Origin of the sequence: Pseudomonas sp. MYb327 (assembly GCF_040438925.1) — a bacterium.
Lineage (GTDB): Bacteria > Pseudomonadota > Gammaproteobacteria > Pseudomonadales > Pseudomonadaceae > Aquipseudomonas.
In genome coordinates this window covers 2,990,434-3,007,324 of sequence record NZ_CP159258.1, presented here as the reverse complement: position 1 = coordinate 3,007,324, position 16,891 = coordinate 2,990,434, and the positions used below count along the sequence as shown (strand labels likewise).

General features: G+C 61.7%; 18 protein-coding genes. All 18 read left to right on the top strand.

Annotated features, from left to right (window positions below):
* Positions 1–184: 184 nt before the first annotated feature.
* Positions 185–2,137 (top strand): YncE family protein, encoded by a 1,953-nt coding sequence (locus ABVN21_RS13500; protein WP_339556688.1) that lies wholly within the window; start codon positions 185–187, stop codon positions 2,135–2,137.
* Between the two features lie 13 nt (positions 2,138–2,150).
* Complete coding sequence (locus ABVN21_RS13495; RefSeq protein WP_339556687.1) at positions 2,151–2,807, top strand: SCO family protein; 657 nt, start codon at positions 2,151–2,153, stop codon at positions 2,805–2,807.
* A complete protein-coding gene (locus tag ABVN21_RS13490) occupies positions 2,804–3,433 on the top strand; it encodes an SCO family protein (protein ID WP_339556686.1) in 630 nt (209 codons plus the stop codon). Before ABVN21_RS13495 ends, ABVN21_RS13490 begins: the two co-directional genes overlap by 4 nt.
* 9 nt (positions 3,434–3,442) lie before the next feature.
* Positions 3,443–5,008: an ABC transporter substrate-binding protein gene (locus ABVN21_RS13485; protein ID WP_339556685.1), complete on the top strand. Its 1,566-nt coding sequence runs from the start codon at positions 3,443–3,445 to the stop codon at positions 5,006–5,008.
* A 12-nt stretch (positions 5,009–5,020) separates the two neighbouring features.
* Positions 5,021–5,974, top strand: a complete 954-nt coding sequence (locus tag ABVN21_RS13480) for a peptidylprolyl isomerase (protein ID WP_339556684.1) — start codon at positions 5,021–5,023, stop codon at positions 5,972–5,974.
* 223 nt (positions 5,975–6,197) lie between these two features.
* On the top strand, positions 6,198–6,731 hold the full coding sequence (locus tag ABVN21_RS13475; RefSeq protein WP_339556683.1) for a response regulator: 534 nt from the start codon (positions 6,198–6,200) through the stop codon (positions 6,729–6,731).
* Positions 6,732–6,815: 84 nt separating this feature from the next.
* Positions 6,816–8,522, top strand: coding sequence for a GspE/PulE family protein (locus ABVN21_RS13470; protein WP_339556682.1), 1,707 nt, complete (start codon positions 6,816–6,818; stop codon positions 8,520–8,522).
* Positions 8,503–9,306: a hypothetical protein gene (locus ABVN21_RS13465; protein ID WP_339556681.1), complete on the top strand. Its 804-nt coding sequence runs from the start codon at positions 8,503–8,505 to the stop codon at positions 9,304–9,306. Before ABVN21_RS13470 ends, ABVN21_RS13465 begins: the two co-directional genes overlap by 20 nt.
* Position 9,307: 1 nt before the next feature.
* Positions 9,308–9,853 carry a PilN domain-containing protein gene (locus ABVN21_RS13460; protein WP_339556680.1) on the top strand — a complete coding sequence of 182 codons (546 nt, stop codon included), beginning with the start codon at positions 9,308–9,310 and terminating at the stop codon, positions 9,851–9,853.
* Positions 9,840–10,388, top strand: coding sequence for a GspMb/PilO family protein (locus tag ABVN21_RS13455; protein WP_339556679.1), 549 nt, complete (start codon positions 9,840–9,842; stop codon positions 10,386–10,388). Before ABVN21_RS13460 ends, ABVN21_RS13455 begins: the two co-directional genes overlap by 14 nt.
* Positions 10,388–10,906: a hypothetical protein gene (locus ABVN21_RS13450; RefSeq protein ID WP_339556678.1), complete on the top strand. Its 519-nt coding sequence runs from the start codon at positions 10,388–10,390 to the stop codon at positions 10,904–10,906. Before ABVN21_RS13455 ends, ABVN21_RS13450 begins: the two co-directional genes overlap by 1 nt.
* Positions 10,903–12,735 carry a secretin N-terminal domain-containing protein gene (locus ABVN21_RS13445; RefSeq protein ID WP_339556677.1) on the top strand — a complete coding sequence of 611 codons (1,833 nt, stop codon included), beginning with the start codon at positions 10,903–10,905 and terminating at the stop codon, positions 12,733–12,735. Before ABVN21_RS13450 ends, ABVN21_RS13445 begins: the two co-directional genes overlap by 4 nt.
* A 2-nt stretch (positions 12,736–12,737) precedes the next feature.
* Positions 12,738–13,211 (top strand): type II secretion system protein, encoded by a 474-nt coding sequence (locus tag ABVN21_RS13440; RefSeq protein WP_034151253.1) that lies wholly within the window; start codon positions 12,738–12,740, stop codon positions 13,209–13,211.
* Positions 13,212–13,215: 4 nt separating this feature from the next.
* Complete coding sequence (locus ABVN21_RS13435; RefSeq protein WP_339556676.1) at positions 13,216–13,590, top strand: type II secretion system protein; 375 nt, start codon at positions 13,216–13,218, stop codon at positions 13,588–13,590.
* Positions 13,565–14,104: a type II secretion system protein gene (locus ABVN21_RS13430; RefSeq protein WP_339556675.1), complete on the top strand. Its 540-nt coding sequence runs from the start codon at positions 13,565–13,567 to the stop codon at positions 14,102–14,104. Before ABVN21_RS13435 ends, ABVN21_RS13430 begins: the two co-directional genes overlap by 26 nt.
* Positions 14,101–14,490 (top strand): curli production assembly/transport protein CsgE, encoded by a 390-nt coding sequence (csgE, locus tag ABVN21_RS13425; RefSeq protein WP_339556674.1) that lies wholly within the window; start codon positions 14,101–14,103, stop codon positions 14,488–14,490. Before ABVN21_RS13430 ends, csgE begins: the two co-directional genes overlap by 4 nt.
* Positions 14,487–14,921, top strand: a complete 435-nt coding sequence (locus tag ABVN21_RS13420) for a curli assembly protein CsgF (RefSeq protein WP_339556673.1) — start codon at positions 14,487–14,489, stop codon at positions 14,919–14,921. The genes csgE and ABVN21_RS13420 overlap by 4 nt, the downstream gene beginning before the upstream one ends.
* A gap of 31 nt (positions 14,922–14,952) precedes the next feature.
* A complete protein-coding gene (locus ABVN21_RS13415) occupies positions 14,953–15,825 on the top strand; it encodes a CsgG/HfaB family protein (RefSeq protein WP_339556672.1) in 873 nt (290 codons plus the stop codon).
* The last annotated feature ends 1,066 nt before the right edge of the window (positions 15,826–16,891 follow it).

The window sequence follows — 16,891 nt, the reverse complement described above, 5'->3', positions numbered from 1 at the left end:
GTAGGAGCTGGCTTGCCAGCGATGGCGGCCTCGAAATCGATGCAAGGCGTGAAGGCCAAAATCGCCAGCAAGCCGGCTCCTACAGAAGATCGGATTCACACAGTCCGAACTGCAGGCGCTGGGTTGTCGGGTCGCCGCATCGCAGCGAAGGCGGTTAAGAGGCTGTCACAAGGGGAGAAGCGATATGAACAGGACCATCAAAATCGCCAGTGTTGCGCTGACCCTCGGGGCAGCGCTGATCTGGGTGGGGTTATGGCGCACGTCGCCCACAACCATGCTCAGCGACGTTGCGCTACCCAACACCTGGAGCGGCCAGACGCTTGAACGTGACGGTGTGTCGGTGGCTCTCGAAGTGCGGCCGCTGACCGAAGGCGGGGTGTTGCGCGAGGGTGAGTTTGCCGACGTGCGCTTTCGGGTGACTGACAAGGCATCGGGCCAACCGCTGGCGGGCGTCGCCCCCGGCGCCTGGATCGACCCGGAAACCGTCGCCGCCGACCAGGCCCAGGGCCGCGAACAGAGCTGCAAAGCCCGGGTCGGGGTGTTCCTCAAATCGAGCATCGGCGCACGGCCGCTGCTGGACCTCAACAGCTACTTCCTGATGGTGATGAACCGCGACGCCAGCGTCTCGGTGGTAGACCCATCGGTTTCGGTAGGCGGCATCACCAGCACCATGACCCGCATCGACATCAAGCAACCGCCGATGGATTGGGTCACCCCAAGGGACAACAAACGGGTATTCGTGTCGATGCCGACGGCGGGCGAAGTCGCGGTGATCGACAGTGAACAATTCAAACTGCTCGACTCGGTAGCCGCTGGCAGCAATCCGGTGCGCGTTGCGTTGCAACCGGACGAGCGCCTGTTGTGGGTCGGCAATAATGCTGCGGTGGCGGAGCAATCCGGGGTGACGGTGATCGATACCCGCAGCCTGAAAACCCTCAAACACCTGGCCACCGGCAGCGGCCACCACGAGATCGCCTTCAGCAAAGACAGCCGCTTCGCCTTTGTCACCAACCGCGATGACGGCACCCTGAGCATCATCGATGTCGCCACATTGACCATCAGCAAACAACTCAAGACCGGTTCGCACCCGTTGTCGGTGGTGTACTCGCCGCTGTCCGGCGCCGCGTATGTGGCGGATGGCAAGGACGGCACGGTCACCGTGGTCGATGCCGCCAACCAGTCGGTAAGGCGGGTGATCAAGATGAAGCAGGGCCTCGGTCCCATGGGCTTCAGCGCCGACGGGCGTTTTGGCATCGTGCTCAACACCCTGGAGAACCAGGCCTTCGTGATCGACGCCGCCAATGATTCATTGATCCATGAACTGGACGTGTCCGCCGAACCCTATCAAGTGGTGTTCACCAAGGCCTATGCCTACGTGCGCGGATTGGCGTCGGCGAAAGTCACGATGATCAACCTGTCGTCCCTCGGCGAAGGCCGTACGCCGATCAGCCAGGGTTTCGAAGCCGGGCCGCAGCCGCCACGGTTGGCCGGTGACTTGCCGCTGGCGTCGAGCCTGGCGGTGTCGCGGGACGACAACGCGGTGTTCGTGGTCAACCCGGTGGACAACACCACCTATTTCTACGCCGAAGGCATGAACGCGCCGATGTCCGGCTACCCCAATCGCGGGCAAGTGGCGCGGGCGGCGATGGTCATCGACCGCAGCCTGCGCGAAATCGAGCCGGGGCTGTACAGCTCGCGGATCAAGCTGCCGGCGGCGGGGCGTTTCGACGTGGCGTTCCTGCTCAACCAGCCCAACATCATCCATTGCTTCAGTGCGGTAGTGGAGGCCAACGACAAGCTTGCCCCCGTCGCCGGCGTGCCGAAAGTGGAGTTCATGCTCGACAAAACCACGGCCGCTTTGGGCAGCCCTTATGTCGTGCGCTTTCGCATCGTCCAGGGCAAACAGAAGGTCCAGCGCAGCGGGGTCAAAGACGTTCAGGTGCGCTACTTCCTGGCGCCGAGTTCCCGGCCCCAGCTCGTCGCGGCACTGGAGGTCGGCAATGGAGTTTATGAAGCCCCGGTCACCCTTGACCAAAAAGGCGCCTGGTACCTGCACGTGCGTGCGGCGTCCCTGGGTGCGAATTTCGACGACCAGACTTTTGCCAGCGTTCGGGTAACCCCAGGCATTGCTCATTGAAGAGGACATCGACATGAACCGATTCGCACATCATGGACTGCTGACGCTCTGCCTGTTGGCCGTCGGCGTCGACCAGGCCCTGGCCCACTCAGCGGACGAGCATGCCGGGCATAACGCCGCAGCCAAAAGCGCCAGCTCGGAGAAAGCCCAGGTCAAATTCGCCGACGTGGCACTGGTGGACCAGAACGGCAAAACCGTGCGCCTGGAAAAAGACCTGGTCAGCAACAAGATCGTAGTCATGAGTTTCATCTACACCAGCTGCACCACGGTCTGCCCGGTGGTGTCATCGATCATGGGCAAGGTGCAGAAACAGCTGGGCGCACGGGTTGGCACCGAGGTGCAACTGGTGTCGATCAGCATTGACCCGCAGCGTGACGACGCCAAACGCCTGAACGATTACGCCCGCGCGTTCCAGAACGGCCCGGGCTGGAGCTGGCTGACCGGTTCCACCCAGTCGGTCAACGAAACCCTCAAGGGGCTCGGCAGTTTCAGTGGCGACTTCAAGAACCACGCGCCGCTGATTCTGGTGGGCGATGGCAACAACCGTCACTGGACCCGCTACTACGGTTTCACCGACCCGGCGGTGCTGAGCCGTGAAGTCGAGAAGCTCAGCGGTGAGCGCAACACCCATGCCAAGCACACAGCCATCGCCATGGAGCATCAGCCATGAGACTCCTCGACTGGATCACCCTGAGCTTTTGCTTTTGCATTTTCAGTGCGGTGGCGTTCGCCCATGAAGGCCACGAAGAACCGGCGCCTGCGGTGGCGGCAAATGCTGCGGCGCAACCCGCCAGCGGCACCCGCGATGCGAAAACCTGGTTCACCGACACGCCGTTGCAGGATCAGAACGGCAACACCCTGCGGTTCTACAGCGACGCGCTGCAGAACCGTGTGGTGCTGCTCAATGTGATTTTCACCAGTTGCAACGACGCCTGCCCGTTGATCACCCAAAAGCTCAAGGAAGTGCGCGCAGTGTTGGGCGACAAGGCGGATGGCATCACCTTTATTTCCCTTACCAGTGATCCGCTGCGGGACACCCCGGCGGTGCTCAAGGCTTACACCTTGAAACAGGGCGTCGATGAGCCCCACTGGCTTTTTCTTACCGGCGACAAGGCGCAGATGGACCTGGTCCTGGGCCGGATCGGCCAGATCGTGCCGACGCCTGAGCAACATTCCACGCAGTTGATCGTCGGCGACGTGGCGAACAAACGCTGGAGCAAAATCCGTCCCGATGCCCCGGCCGCGGCCATTGCTCAGCGCTTGCAGTTGCTGACAATGCCCGTGGTCGGTCGTTGAGCGCGCGCCATGAAAAACGCCCTCATCCCCGGACTGTTCGCGCTCAGTCTGTTGATTCTCTTCAGTGCCAGCCTGAGCGCCTACGCGTTGCCGCTCAATCCCAGTGAAAGCGCCGGCAAACGGTTGTACCGCGAGGGCGTGTCGGCGAGCGGTGACCCGGTCATGGCCCGAATCGGCGCGACCGGCATGTTGATGCCGGCCACCAGCCTGCCGTGCGCGAACTGCCATGGTGCCGATGGTTCAGGGCGACCTGAAGGCGGGGTGCGGCCGCCGGACTTGAACTGGTCGCGGCTCTCCAGCACGTACGGTCAGCAGCAAATCAATGGCCGTGCTTACCCGGCCTACACCGAGGGTACGCTGGCGCGGGCGATCCAGGAGGGACGCGACCCGGCGAACAATCGCCTGGACCCGGCGATGCCCCGATTCGTGCTGTCGAGCAAGGATCAACACAACCTCACGGCGTACCTCAAGCGCCTGGCCGATGACCGCGATCCGGGCCTGAGCGCCGACAGCCTGCACCTGGGAACGCTGTTGCCGAGCACGGGCTCGTTGCGCGACGAGGGCGCCACCGTGGCGGCGGTGCTCAAGGGTTGCGTGACGCGCATCAATGAAGCGGGCGGAATCCACGGCCGGCAGTTGCGCCTGACCATCCTCGACCCCGGTCCGGACCGCGTCAGCGCCGAGCGGGCGCTGGATCAGCTGATTGATCAGGAGCAAGTGTTCGCCCTGGTCGCACCGCTGGCGCCGGCGCTCGATTCGGAACTGGCGCCGCGCCTGGAACAGGCCGGCGTGCCGTTGATCGGGCCGCTGTCGTTGCAAGGCTCGGCCCAGGTAAGTCGGCAGATCTTCGAACCGCTGCCGGGCCTGCGCGAGCAAATGATTGCCCTGGCCAATTACGCCGCGACCAGTTTGCGCGTGCTGCAAGGGCCGACGCTGATCGCCTACCCGAATGAACCGGGGCAACGGCAGGCGGCTGAAAAACTTGCGCAATACCTGCAAGACAATTCCTGGCAGAAAGTACGCCTGCAAGCCTACGAATCGGCGAAGGACGAACTGCCATTGGGTTCGCGCTCGGTGTTCTACATGGGCAGCAGCGGCGGCTTCAGTCATCTCGCCGAACGCTTGCAGACGGCGGGGCAGGTGCCGTACCTGTTCGCCGCTTCGAATCAAGTGGCGGGTGATCTGCTGCAAGTGCCCAGCGGGTTTTCGAGGCGGGTGTTCCTGGCTTATCCGTTTGTGCCCAGCGACTGGACGCTGGCCGGGCGCCTGGCGCTGACCCAGCTGCGCCAGCGGCAGAAACTCGGTGGTGAGCACGCGGTCCTGCAAGTCGGCGCCTTCAGTTCAATGATGCTGCTCAGCGAAGGCATGAAGCAGGCCGGGCGCGACGCCAGCCGCGAAAAACTGGTCAGCGCCCTCGAAGGCCTGCATGACTTCGATACCGGGCTGACCCCGCTGATCAGTTTCGGGCCGGGCCGGCGCCTGGGCCTGAGTGGCGCCCATGTGGTCACGGTGGATTTGCCCGACCAGCGCTTCTATCTGGTTGCCCCTTACAAACCCGTTGCCGCCATGCCCTGACGGAGGCTGAAGATGAAACTCAACACTGTGTTTGTAATGTTGATGCTGTGGGTGCCCGCCGCGTTTTGCAGCAACGGGCCCGCCGTGGCGCGGGTCAATGGCGAGGAAATATCCCAACTGCGCCTGGAGCGTTACTTCGCCGAGTACCTTGAGGATCAGGGTCGGGCGGTCGCCAGTATTCGCAATCCCAAGGCGTACCAGCAGTTGCGCAAGGCTGCCCTGGATGCCTTGATTGACAAGGAACTGCTGTGGCAGGAAGCGCTCAAGCGCGGCGTAGTGATCAGCGACGCCACCGTGCAAGGTCAGATCGATCAAACGCGTCAGGCCTTCGGTGGTGCTGACGTGTTCGCCCGGCGGCTGGAGGACGCCGGTTTCGATGAGGCCGGTTATGCCGAGTACACCCGCCGGGAACTGGCGGCCCAGCAGGTTTTTGCCGATCTCACCAAAGTCGGCGAGCCGGACGAGAAACAGGTGCGGGCGTTTTTCGAAGAGCATCGCGCGCAAATGAGCCGGCCGGAGGAGGTGCAGGTCAGGCATATCCTGATCAAAGTGCCTCAGGGTGCAGATGCTTCCACTGTCGAAGCGGCGCGGCTACGCTTGGAGGCAATGCGTACCACTATCAACAAGGGCGCCGATTTTGCCAGCGTTGCCCGCAGCGGTTCCGAAGACGCCTCGGCCAGCGAGGGTGGCGATCTGGGGTATTTCCCACGCGGGCGCATGCTGCCGGAGTTCGATAAAGCAGCGTTTGCCCTGGCGCCGGGAGAAGTCAGTGTACCGGTGCGTACGGCGGTGGGATGGCATCTGATTTATTTACAGAACCGACTCGAGGCCGCGGATGTCACAGAGGAACAGGGACTTGACATGGTCAGGGCGTATCTTGCCCGACAGAACCAGGTTCAAACACGTCTTCGGGTTCTGGCGCAATTGCGCGCAAGCAATCGGATCGAACGGATTGACGATGAATGAGCCCTTCCCCAATAGTGGGGGAAAGCTTCCTTGCAATCGCGTTGGGTTTTCCCCGTTTTTGGGGGGTGGGGTACGTGGGCGAAAAGATATTGTTTTTAAATTCAAGGACATGAAGCGATAAAACGACCGGCGCTCAGCCTGGCATGAAGTGTGCGTTAGACCTGTCAAAGGCGCGCACTCCGCCAGGTTCGGTATTCGGACCTGCAGTTTCAAGGAGTCCACCTTGTTAAACAAAGTACTGGTTGTTGACGACGAACAGCTTCTTGCGCAAAACCTTCAGGATTACCTGCAGGTGCAAGGGTTGGAAGTCCGGATAGCTCACGACGGGGCGGAAGGGATCGGCGAAGCCGAAAATTTTGCCCCCGATGTGATGGTTTTCGATTACCGCTTGCCCGATATGGAAGGCTTTCAGGTGCTCGATGCCGTCCGCCAGAACAGGAATTGCCATTTTGTGCTGATCACAGGGCATCCAACCGCAGAGGTTTGCGAGCGGGCCCGGCTACTGGGAGTCAGCCACATCCTGTTCAAACCGTTTCCGTTGGCGGAATTGGCCCGTGCAGTCTGCGATCTTCTGGGGATCAAGCGCGAACCCAACACGGCTGTGAGCAGTTCCGAAGGCTTTGTCGAACGACGCCAGAGCAGGATCGAAAATTTCCCGCTGCAGTTGTACGACGGTAGTTGGGTGCTTGCAGATCGACGACGAAGTGCATCGACCTCCAAGACGCCAGACGACGAACAATTGCTCACCGGGGAGTAGTGGCGCGACAAGACGTTCCGGCCTCCACCGAAACCGCTCGCCGCGCCGACAGGGCTAAAAGCCCCGGGCGTTGGAGAGCAAGCCATGGACCGTCTATCCCTTGTCGTCGAACCGTCGCTGCTGGAGTCTGTACCCACCCGTTTTTCCAGTGAGCAGTTGGCCCAGGCTCGGGCACTGGCCGCCACTTCCGGCGAGCGAGTCCTGGATGCCCTCGGGGAACTGAGCGAACTGGCCCCCATGCCCTTCATCCAGTGCCTCGGCACTACCCTGCATTATTCGGTGCTCGACACCGATAGCCTGTTTCAAGCCACGCCGGTATTCGATCGGGTCACCCTGGCCCAGTGCCTCAAGCGCGAATTCACCCTGTTGCGTCACAACGATGAAGTCATTGGCGTCTTCGCTGATCCCTTCGACAGCGCACGCCTGGCCTGGATCGATGATTGCCTGCACGGCGCGCCGCTGTACCTGGTGCATGCCGACGACCTGAAAGCCTACCTGGCTCGGCACGAAGAAAGCTTCCACGCGGTGGAATCGCTCAACGCCCAGGCCGACGGCAACACCGAAATCGACACCCTGCAAAGCCTGTCCCTGACCAGCATCAGCGAAGACTCCAGCGTGGTGGTCAAACTGGTCAACTCGACCCTGTACGACGCCCTGAAAATGCACGCCAGCGACATTCACCTGGGCACCACCGGCAGTGGCCTGGTGATCAAGTACCGCATCGATGGCGTGTTGAACAACATCAGCAAAATCCAGGGCAGCGAGTTCGCCGAACAGGTGATCTCGCGGGTCAAGGTCATGGCTGAACTGGACATCGGCGAAAAACGCGTGCCCCAGGACGGTCGCTTCAAGATCGGCATCAGCGGCCGGCAGATCGACTTCCGGGTGTCGATCATGCCGAGCATTTTCGGCGAAGACGCGGTGCTGCGGGTGCTCGACAAACAGGACCTGGCAGACAAGGTCAGCGGCGTGCAATTGCAAGCCCTGGGCTTCGAAGACGAAACCCTGCGCCAACTGCGCCGCCTCGCCGCCGAACCCTACGGCATGGTGCTGGTCACCGGCCCCACCGGTAGCGGCAAGACCACCACGCTGTACGCGATGATCACCGAGATCAACCATGGCGTGGACAAGATCATCACCATTGAAGACCCGGTGGAATACCAACTGCCGGGCGTGCTGCAAATTCCGGTCAACGAGAAAAAAGGCCTGACTTTCGCCCGGGGTTTGCGCTCGATCCTGCGCCATGACCCGGACAAGATCATGGTCGGTGAAATCCGCGACCCCGACACCGCGCAGATCGCCGTGCAATCGGCGCTCACCGGGCACCTGGTGTTCACCACCATCCACGCCAACAACGTGTTCGACGTGATTGGCCGCTTCACCCAAATGGAAATCGACCCCTACAGCCTGGTCTCCGCGCTCAACGCCGTGCTGGCCCAGCGCTTGATTCGCCTGGTTTGCAGCAGTTGCAGCAGCACCTACACCCCGACGAACGAAGAGCTGGAAGCCTCGGGGCTCGATCCGCAGAACGTCGCGCATTACCACTTCGTCCACGGCAAGGGCTGCGGTCATTGCCGCGGCACCGGTTACCGCGGACGCAGCGCCATCGCTGAACTGCTGCACCTGGACGACGAACTGCGGCAAATGATCGTCGAGCGCCAACCCATTTCGAAAATCAAGGCCCACGCCTGCAAACGAGGTTTGCGCCTGCTGCGCGAATCGGCGCTGGAACTGGTGCAACACGGCCGGACTACTCTCGAGGAGATCAATCGTGTCACTTTTATCTCGTGAGCGTTATGTCGCCGTCCTCGGCGCCAGCGGTGTCGGTCTCGGCCATCGGCAGGGCAGTGAAACCCTGTGGCTGGGCAGCGTCGGTTTCATCGACGAAGGCTTTCATGGCTGGGCCGTGGGCCTGGAAACCCTCGACCGTCTGCTGGGTGAACATGCCCGCGCCGGTGCGGAATTGACCGTGGTGGTTTCCGGTCACTTCAGCCGGTTCTGCCTGGTGCCCTGGAGCGAACAAATCAGCCGCCCGGACGAATTGCTCGGGTTTGCCCAACTGTGTTTCGAAGACCTCTACGGCGTACCGACGCAACCCTGGAGCCTGGTGCTTTCCGCTGAACCTGCCGGCTACGACCGTGTTGCGACGGCGTTGCCGCAAGACCTGCTGGACCGTCTGCGCACCCTGGCCAGTGGTCGCGGCCTGCGCCTGCGTTCAGTGCAGCCATACCTGATGGCGGCATTCAACCATTTCGATAAGAGCTTCGACGCCGGCGACTTCCTGTTCGTCGTCGCCGAACCGGTGCGTAGCGTGTTGCTGGTGGCGCGCGAAGGGCGCTGGACATCGGTACGTTCGGTGGGCAGCAGCGACAGCGATACCGCACTGACCGCGCTGATTGGTCGCGAAAGCCAATTGCAGGCCTCGACCAGCGAGCGGCCGCTGAACGTTTATCTGCATGCGCCGGCGCGCATCGACTCGCACCCTGAAGTGCCAGGTGTGCACCTGCGTACCCTCGAAGAGGACCGGACAGCCGTACACGATTGCCTGTACGTCATGTCCCGGGCGGTGGCCTGACATGCGCCCTTTGATGCTCGACTTTCAGCCGCGTCGCCGCTCAACCCCTCTGGGTTGGAGCCTGCTGGCCGGTGGCGTGGTGCTGGCGCTGACCTGCACCGTCATTCAACAACACCTCAGTGAGCAGTCCGAACAACAGCAGGGTCATCTGCAAACCACCCAACGCGTGCTCACCGGCGACACCGGCAGCAAAGTCAGCCTGACCCCGGCGGAAACCCGCGAGCAAGCGCAGAACCTCGCCGAGATGCGCAAGGTCTCGCAGCAATTGCGCCGTCCTTGGGAACGTTTGTTCGCCACGCTCGAAGCCATGCCCCGCGACAACATTGCCTTGCTGAGCCTGACTCCGGACGCCCGCAAGGGTCAGGTGCGGATCAGCGCCGAAGCGCGGGACCTGGACGCCATGCTCGACTTCCACCGCCGCCTCGAAGCCAGCGACGAGCTGTCCGATGTGTCGCTGCTCAGCCACGAAATCGTCGCCAACGTGCCGGAACAACCGGTCCGCTTCAACCTGTCGGCTACCTGGGAGATCGGCGATGCAAATCCCTAGATTGATCGTCCACGAATACCTGCAAAGCCTGGGCGTGCCCGGTCTGGCAGGGCTGGCGATGCTGATCGTGGCGCTGACCTACGGCCTGGCCGGGTTGTTGCCGGACTGGCAGTCGTTGCAGCAACTGAGTCAGCAAACCCGCGAAGCCAGCGAGTACCTGGCCAAGGTCGAAGACGGCACGGTAGCCCCGCCGGTGGTGCCGCAACGTCAGCTCGATGATTTCCGCAGCAAATTGCCGTCGCAGCCGCAGGCCACCGTTGCCATCGACAAGATCTACGCACTGGCCGCCCAGGAACGCATCACTTTGTCCCGGGGCGAATACTCGCTGGGCATCGATCCGAAGACCCACCTGGCCCGCTATCAGATTCTGTTGCCAGTGCGCGGCAGCTACCCGCAACTGCGGCGCTTCATGCACGCCTTGCTCGGTCAATTGCCAGCAGTGGTGGTAGAGGACCTGGAATTACAGCGCAAAAAGATCGCCGACACCGACCTGAACGGCCGGATCCGCATGACCCTTTACCTGTCGAGGTCATGATGAACAACAAGCGCGCAGTGGGTTGGGTGGCGTTCATCGGTGTGGCCGCGGCGCTGACCTGGTACTCCGAATATTTCCAGCAGGCCGATGACAGCGACCTTGAAGTGGCAGCGGTGGCCACGCCCGCCAAAGGCAAGACTCACGGCGCGTTGCCGGCCGCAAAAGCCGCCGGTGCGCCCGTGGCGATCAAGGACCTGAGCCCGGCCGGCGACCTGTTTGCTTCCCGCAGCTGGAAGGCTGCACCCGCCCTGGCCAGTGTCACCGAAAAACCCGTCAACGTCGCACCGGTGGCGCAGGTCCCCACTGCACCGCCCATGCCTTTCCAGTTCATTGGCCGCATGGATGACCGCACCGACCTGCAAGTGTTTTTGCAGAACGGCGAAAAAATATACGTCGTACGCAAAGGGGATGTGATCGACGAAACATGGAAGATCGAGCGGATTTCCGACATGGAACTGAGCCTGGTCTATCTGCCTCTGCATTTGTCCCAGACTCTGTCTGTGGGGAGCGCGCAATGAACAAATCCCGTTTGCTGATGAGCCTCTGTCTCTGTGCAGGGCTGGCCGCGTGCAGCTCGGCGCAGGTGGCCAAGGAAGAAGCCTCTGACCTGATCGAACAAGGTCAGTACGAAGCCGGCCTGGCCCGGATCGAAGAGGGCTTGCGGGAAAATCCTCGCGACACCGAGCTGCACATCGCGCTCAACAGCTCCCGTGCCCGTGCAGTCACGGCATTGCTGACCCAGGGCGACATGGACCGCACCCAACGGGATTTCGCCTCGGCGCGCATGGCCTACGGCCGGGTGTTGACCATCGAGCCGAACAACCGTCGCGCCCAGGACGCCATGCGCCAGCTCGAACATATGCGCAGCCTCGATGAAAAACTCGAACTGGCCCGTGGCGACCTGCGCCGCGGCGACATCTACGGCGCTGAACGTCAGGTCAAACAGATTCTCGAACTGGACCCGACCAACGAAGGCGCCCTGGAGCTGCAGGGCAATATCCGCCTGGTGCAAAGCCGTAACGTGGTGGCCTATCCGCAACTGCGCACCCGCCTGGACAAGCCGGTGACCCTGGAGTTTCGCGACGCCAACCTCAAGACCATCTTCGAAGTGCTGTCCCAGGTCGCCGGCCTGAACTTCATCTTCGACAAGGACCTGCGTCCGGACATGAAAGCCACCATCTTCGTGCGCGACGTGCGCATCGAAGACGCCGTGGAACTGCTGCTGCAACAGAACCAGCTGCACCAGAAAGTGGTGAACGAAAACACCCTGCTGATCTACCCGGATTCGCCGCAGAAGCTCAAGGATTACCAGGAGCTGGTGATGCGCACCTTCTACTTGACCAGCATCGATGCCAACACCGCGCTGAACATGGTCAAGACCATGCTCAAGACCCGCGACGTGTTTGTCGATGAACGCCTCAACACCCTGACCATGCGCGACACCGGCGACGCCGTGCGCATGGCGGAGAAACTCCTGCAATCCCAGGATCAGTCCAACCCTGAAGTGGTGCTGGAAGTGGAAGTGATGGAAGTCGCCACCCAGCGGATCCTCGACCTTGGCCTGCAATGGCCGAACACCTTCGGCGTGGTCAACAGCGACGGTTCGGCGGTGTCCATTCTCGATCAACTCAAGGGCATCAACTCCAGCCGCATCACGATCTCGCCATCGCCACAAGCCAAGATCAATGCCCAGGACAAGGACATCAACACCCTGGCCAGCCCGGTCATCCGCGTCAGCAACCGCGAGCAGGCGCGTATCCACATCGGTCAGCGCGTGCCAATCATCAGCGCTACTTCCGTGCCGTCGACCCAAGGACCGGTGATCACCGAGAGCGTGACTTACCTGGACGTCGGTTTGAAACTGGAAGTGCAGCCCACCGTGCACTTGAACAACGAAGTGGCGATCAAAGTGGCCCTGGAAGTCAGCAACGCCACGCCGCTGGAACCGACCCGCCAGGGCACGATTCCGGTCCAGGTCGATACCCGCAACGCGCAAACGACCCTGCGCCTGCATGACGGCGAAACGCAGATCCTTGCCGGCCTGATGCGCAACGACCATGGCAGCACTGGCAACAAGATTCCTGGTCTTGGCGACATTCCTGGCCTGGGTCGCCTGTTTGGCAGCAACAAGGACGACGTCAGCAAATCCGAACTGGTGCTGTCGATCACCCCGCGGATCGTGCGCAACCTGCCGTATCAGAGCCCGTCGGACATGGAGTTCACTACCGGCACCGAAACCAGCATGCACATCCAGGCGCCGGATCGCTCGAAGGTCGAAGTCGAAGAGGTTAAAGCCAATGGCATGAGCGCACCGATCGCTACCACCGTTACCGTCGGGAAGCCTTGATCATGAACGCCTCGCAACGCGGTTTTACCTTGATCGAAGTCGTGGTGACGCTCGCGCTGATCGGCCTGTTGGCCGGCATGGCCGCGCCCCTGACCGAGACCGTGGTGCGCCGGGGCAAAGAGCAGGAATTGCGCACCGCGCTGTACCAGATCCGCGACGCCATCGACGCCTACAAACGCGCTTTCGACGCCGGTTACATCGAGAAGTCGCTGAACAGCAGCGGCTACCCGCCGAACCTGAAAGTGCTGGTCGAAGGCGTGCGCGATGTGCGCAGCGCCAAGGGGGCCAAGTTCTATTTCCTGCGGCGCGTACCCCACGACCCGCTGGCGGCGGTCAAGCGTGACGACGAAGGCGGCTGGGGCGTGCGCTCCTATGACAGCACGGCGGAAAACCCACGGGAGGGCGAAGACATTTTCGACGTCTATTCCAAGGCCCGAGGCAAGGGTCTCAACGGCATCGCGTATCGGGAGTGGTGAGCATATGCGTCGGGAAAAGGGTTTTACCCTGCTGGAACTGATGGTGGTCATGGCAATCATCGCGACCCTGATGACCATCGCCTTGCCGCGCTATTTCAACAGCCTCGAGGCCTCCAAGGAGACCACCCTGCGCCAGAGCCTGTCGGCGATGCGCGAGGCACTGGATCACTACTACGGCGACACCGGGCGTTATCCCGATTCCATCGAGCAACTGGTCGAGCAGCGCTACCTGCGCAACCCGCCGATGGACCCGATTGCCGAACGCAAGGACACCTGGGTCCTGGTCGCGCCACCTGACGGCGTGGCGGGCGGGGTGGCCGATATCAAAAGTGGAGCCACAGGGAGGGCGCGTGATGGCAGCCTTTATTCCGAGTGGTAAGCCTGCTTCAGAAGACGGCTTCACCTACCTGGGTGTGCTGTTTCTGATCATGGTGATGGGCATGGGCCTGGCCAGTGCCGGTGAGTTGTGGGCCACGGCCGCACGGCGTGACCGCGAGCGTCAACTGCTGTGGGTCGGCACCCAATACGCCCAGGCGCTGCGCAGCTACTACCGCAGCTCGCCAGGCCTGGCCCAGTACCCGAAAGAACTCGCCGACCTGTTGCAGGACGAGCGCTTTCCCAACGGCAAACACCATATTCGCCAGCTGTACCCGGACCCGATTGGCGGTGGCGAATGGTTCCTGATGCGCGGTTTCGACGGGCGCATCACTGGCATCAGCAGCTCGTCCACGGACCTGCCGTTGAAGCAGGCGGACTTTCCCAGTCAGTGGTCGGATTTCAACGGCATGGCCAGCTACAAGGACTGGCAGTTCGTGGCCGAGAAGGCGTTCCTCGATGGCGCCTCGGGCCCGGCCAAAGGCCAGTCCACATCGCCTCAGGCGTTGCAGCCATGAACCGTTTCTGCCTGGCCTTGATCCTGGTGTTGTCGAGCGCCGTCGCCTCGGCCGCCGAGGAGGACGAGATGCTCGGCTTCATCATCGACGACACGATCTCGCACATCGGCCATGACTTTTACTACTCGTTCAGTGAACGCCTGCGCGCCACCAGCCCGATGGATTTCAACCTGGTGGTACGCGAACGACCTTCGGCTCGCTGGGGCAGCCTGGTGACCGTGGAATTTCAACAACGTTTGGTTTACCGGCGTTTCCTGCCGCCGAACACCGTGGAGCTCAAGGACGAGGCCTATGCCGCCGCCGACTGGGTACGCGGGCAGATTGTCCAGCGCAAGCTGGAAACCTTGTTGCAGGACACAACGGACCTTGAGAGGGACGAATTATGAAAGCGAAAACGTTCTTGCGGCGCCACGCACGCTCATTGGCCGGTGTCTGGTTGATCAGCCTCGGCACTTGCGGTCTGGTCCAGGCTACGGAACTGGTCTACACCCCGATCAACCCGTCGTTCGGCGGTAACCCGTTGAATGGCACCTGGTTGCTCAACAACGCCCAGGCGCAAAACGACTACGACGACCCTGACTTGAAGGACCGCGCCTCGTTAGTCGGGACTTCGGCCCTGGAGCGGTTTACCAGCCAGTTGCAATCGCGATTGCTGGGGCAATTGATGGACAACATCTCCACGGGCAACACGGGGAGCCTGTCCACTGATGCATTTATCGTCAACGTCCTCGACGACTCGGGCGCCCTGACGATCGTTGTCACCGACCGGGCCACCGGCGAAGTTTCGGAAATCCAGGTAAATGGCCTGGCCCCTTGAAGGGGATTTGGGCCAATGGGGAGTAAAGGACATGAAAAAAATAATAGCGCTAGGGCTGATGTTGGCGGCATTACAAGGGTGCAGTCTGCGCGAGCCAATGCCGGCCGAGCAGGACAGTGAAACCCCGACCCTGACCCCGAGGGCCTCGACCTACTACGACTTGATCAACATGCCACGACCCAAGGGCCGATTGATGGCGGTGGTGTACGGTTTCCGTGACCAGACCGGGCAGTACAAACCGACGCCGGCCAGCTCGTTCTCCACCAGCGTCACCCAGGGCGCGGCGAGCATGTTGATGGACGCCTTGCAGGCCAGTGGCTGGTTCGTGGTGCTGGAACGTGAAGGGCTGCAGAACTTGCTGACCGAGCGCAAGATCATCCGCGCCTCGCAAAAGAAACCGAATACCCCGGTGAACATCCAGGGTGAGCTGCCACCGTTGCAAGCCGCGAACATGATGCTCGAAGGCGGGATCATCGCCTACGACACCAACGTCCGTAGCGGCGGGGAAGGGGCACGCTACCTGGGCATCGATATTTCCCGCGAATATCGCGTGGACCAGGTCACGGTCAACCTGCGGGCGGTCGACGTGCGCAGCGGCCAGGTGCTGGCCAACGTCATGACCAGCAAGACGATCTACTCCGTGGCCCGCAGTGCCGGGGTGTTCAAGTTTATCGAGTTCAAGAAGTTGCTTGAGGCCGAAGTCGGCTACACCACCAACGAACCGGCGCAGTTGTGTGTGTTGTCGGCGATCGAGGCGGCGGTGGGGCATATGCTGGCGCAGGGAATCGAGCGGCATTTGTGGCAGGTGGCGGGGGATAATTCGCCGACCAATGCGACGCTGGATCGGTACCTGACGCAGAACAAGGTTATGCCTGAAGGCGAGGCGGAAGGTGAGGGTGAATGAGCCTGGGCGGCCTGCCAGCGATGACGGCCTTCCAGCCAACCATTCCCCCGCAGATGTCCCCGTTAAACTGTAGGAGCTGGCTTGCCAGCGATAGCGGCCTGTCAGTCACTTCAAGGTTGTCTGTCAGTCCGTCATCGCTGGCAAGCCAGCTCCTACAGGGGACTTGCATACGGCAACACCACCAGTCACCGTGGGAGTTGGCCTGCCAGCGATAGCAGTCTTCCAGCCAACCATTCCCCCGCAGATGTCCCCGATAAACTGTAGGAGCTGGCTTGCCAGCGATAGCGGCCTGCCAGTCACTTCAAGGGTATCTGTCAGTCCGTCATCGCTGGCAAGCCAGCTCCTACAGGGGACTTGCATACGGCAACACCACCAATCACCGTGGGAGCTGGCCTGGCAGCGATGGCAGTCTTCCAGCCAACCATTCCCCCGCAGAGATCCCCGATAATCTGTAGAAGCTGGCTTGCCAGCGATAGCGGCCTGTCAGTCACTTCAAGGGTATCTGTCAGTCCGTCATCGCTGGCAAGCCAGCTCCTACAGGGGACTTGCATACGGCAACACCACCAATCACCGTGGGAGCTGGCCTGCCAGCGATGGCAGTCTTCCAGCCAACCATTCCCCCGCAGAGATCCCCGATAATCTGTAGAAGCTGGCTTGCCAGCGATAGCGGCCTGCCAGTCACTTCAAGGGTATCTGTCAGTCCGTCATCGCTGGCAAGCCAGCTCCTACAGGGGACTTGCATACGGCAACACCATTAATCACCGTGGGAGCTGGCCTGCCAGCGATGGCAGCCTTCCAGCCAACCATTCCCCCGCAGAGGTCCCCGATAAACTGTAGGAGCTGGCTTGCCAGCGATAGAGGCCTGCCAGTCACTTCAAGGTTGTCTGTCAGTCCGTCATCGCTGGCAAGCCAGCTCCTACAGGGGGTTTGCATACGGCAACACCACCAATCACCGTGGGAGCTGGCCTGCCAGCGATGGCAGTCTTCCAGCCAACCATTCCCCCGCAGATGTCCCCGATAAACTGTAGGAGCTGGCTTGCCAGCGATAGCGGCCTGTCAGTCACTT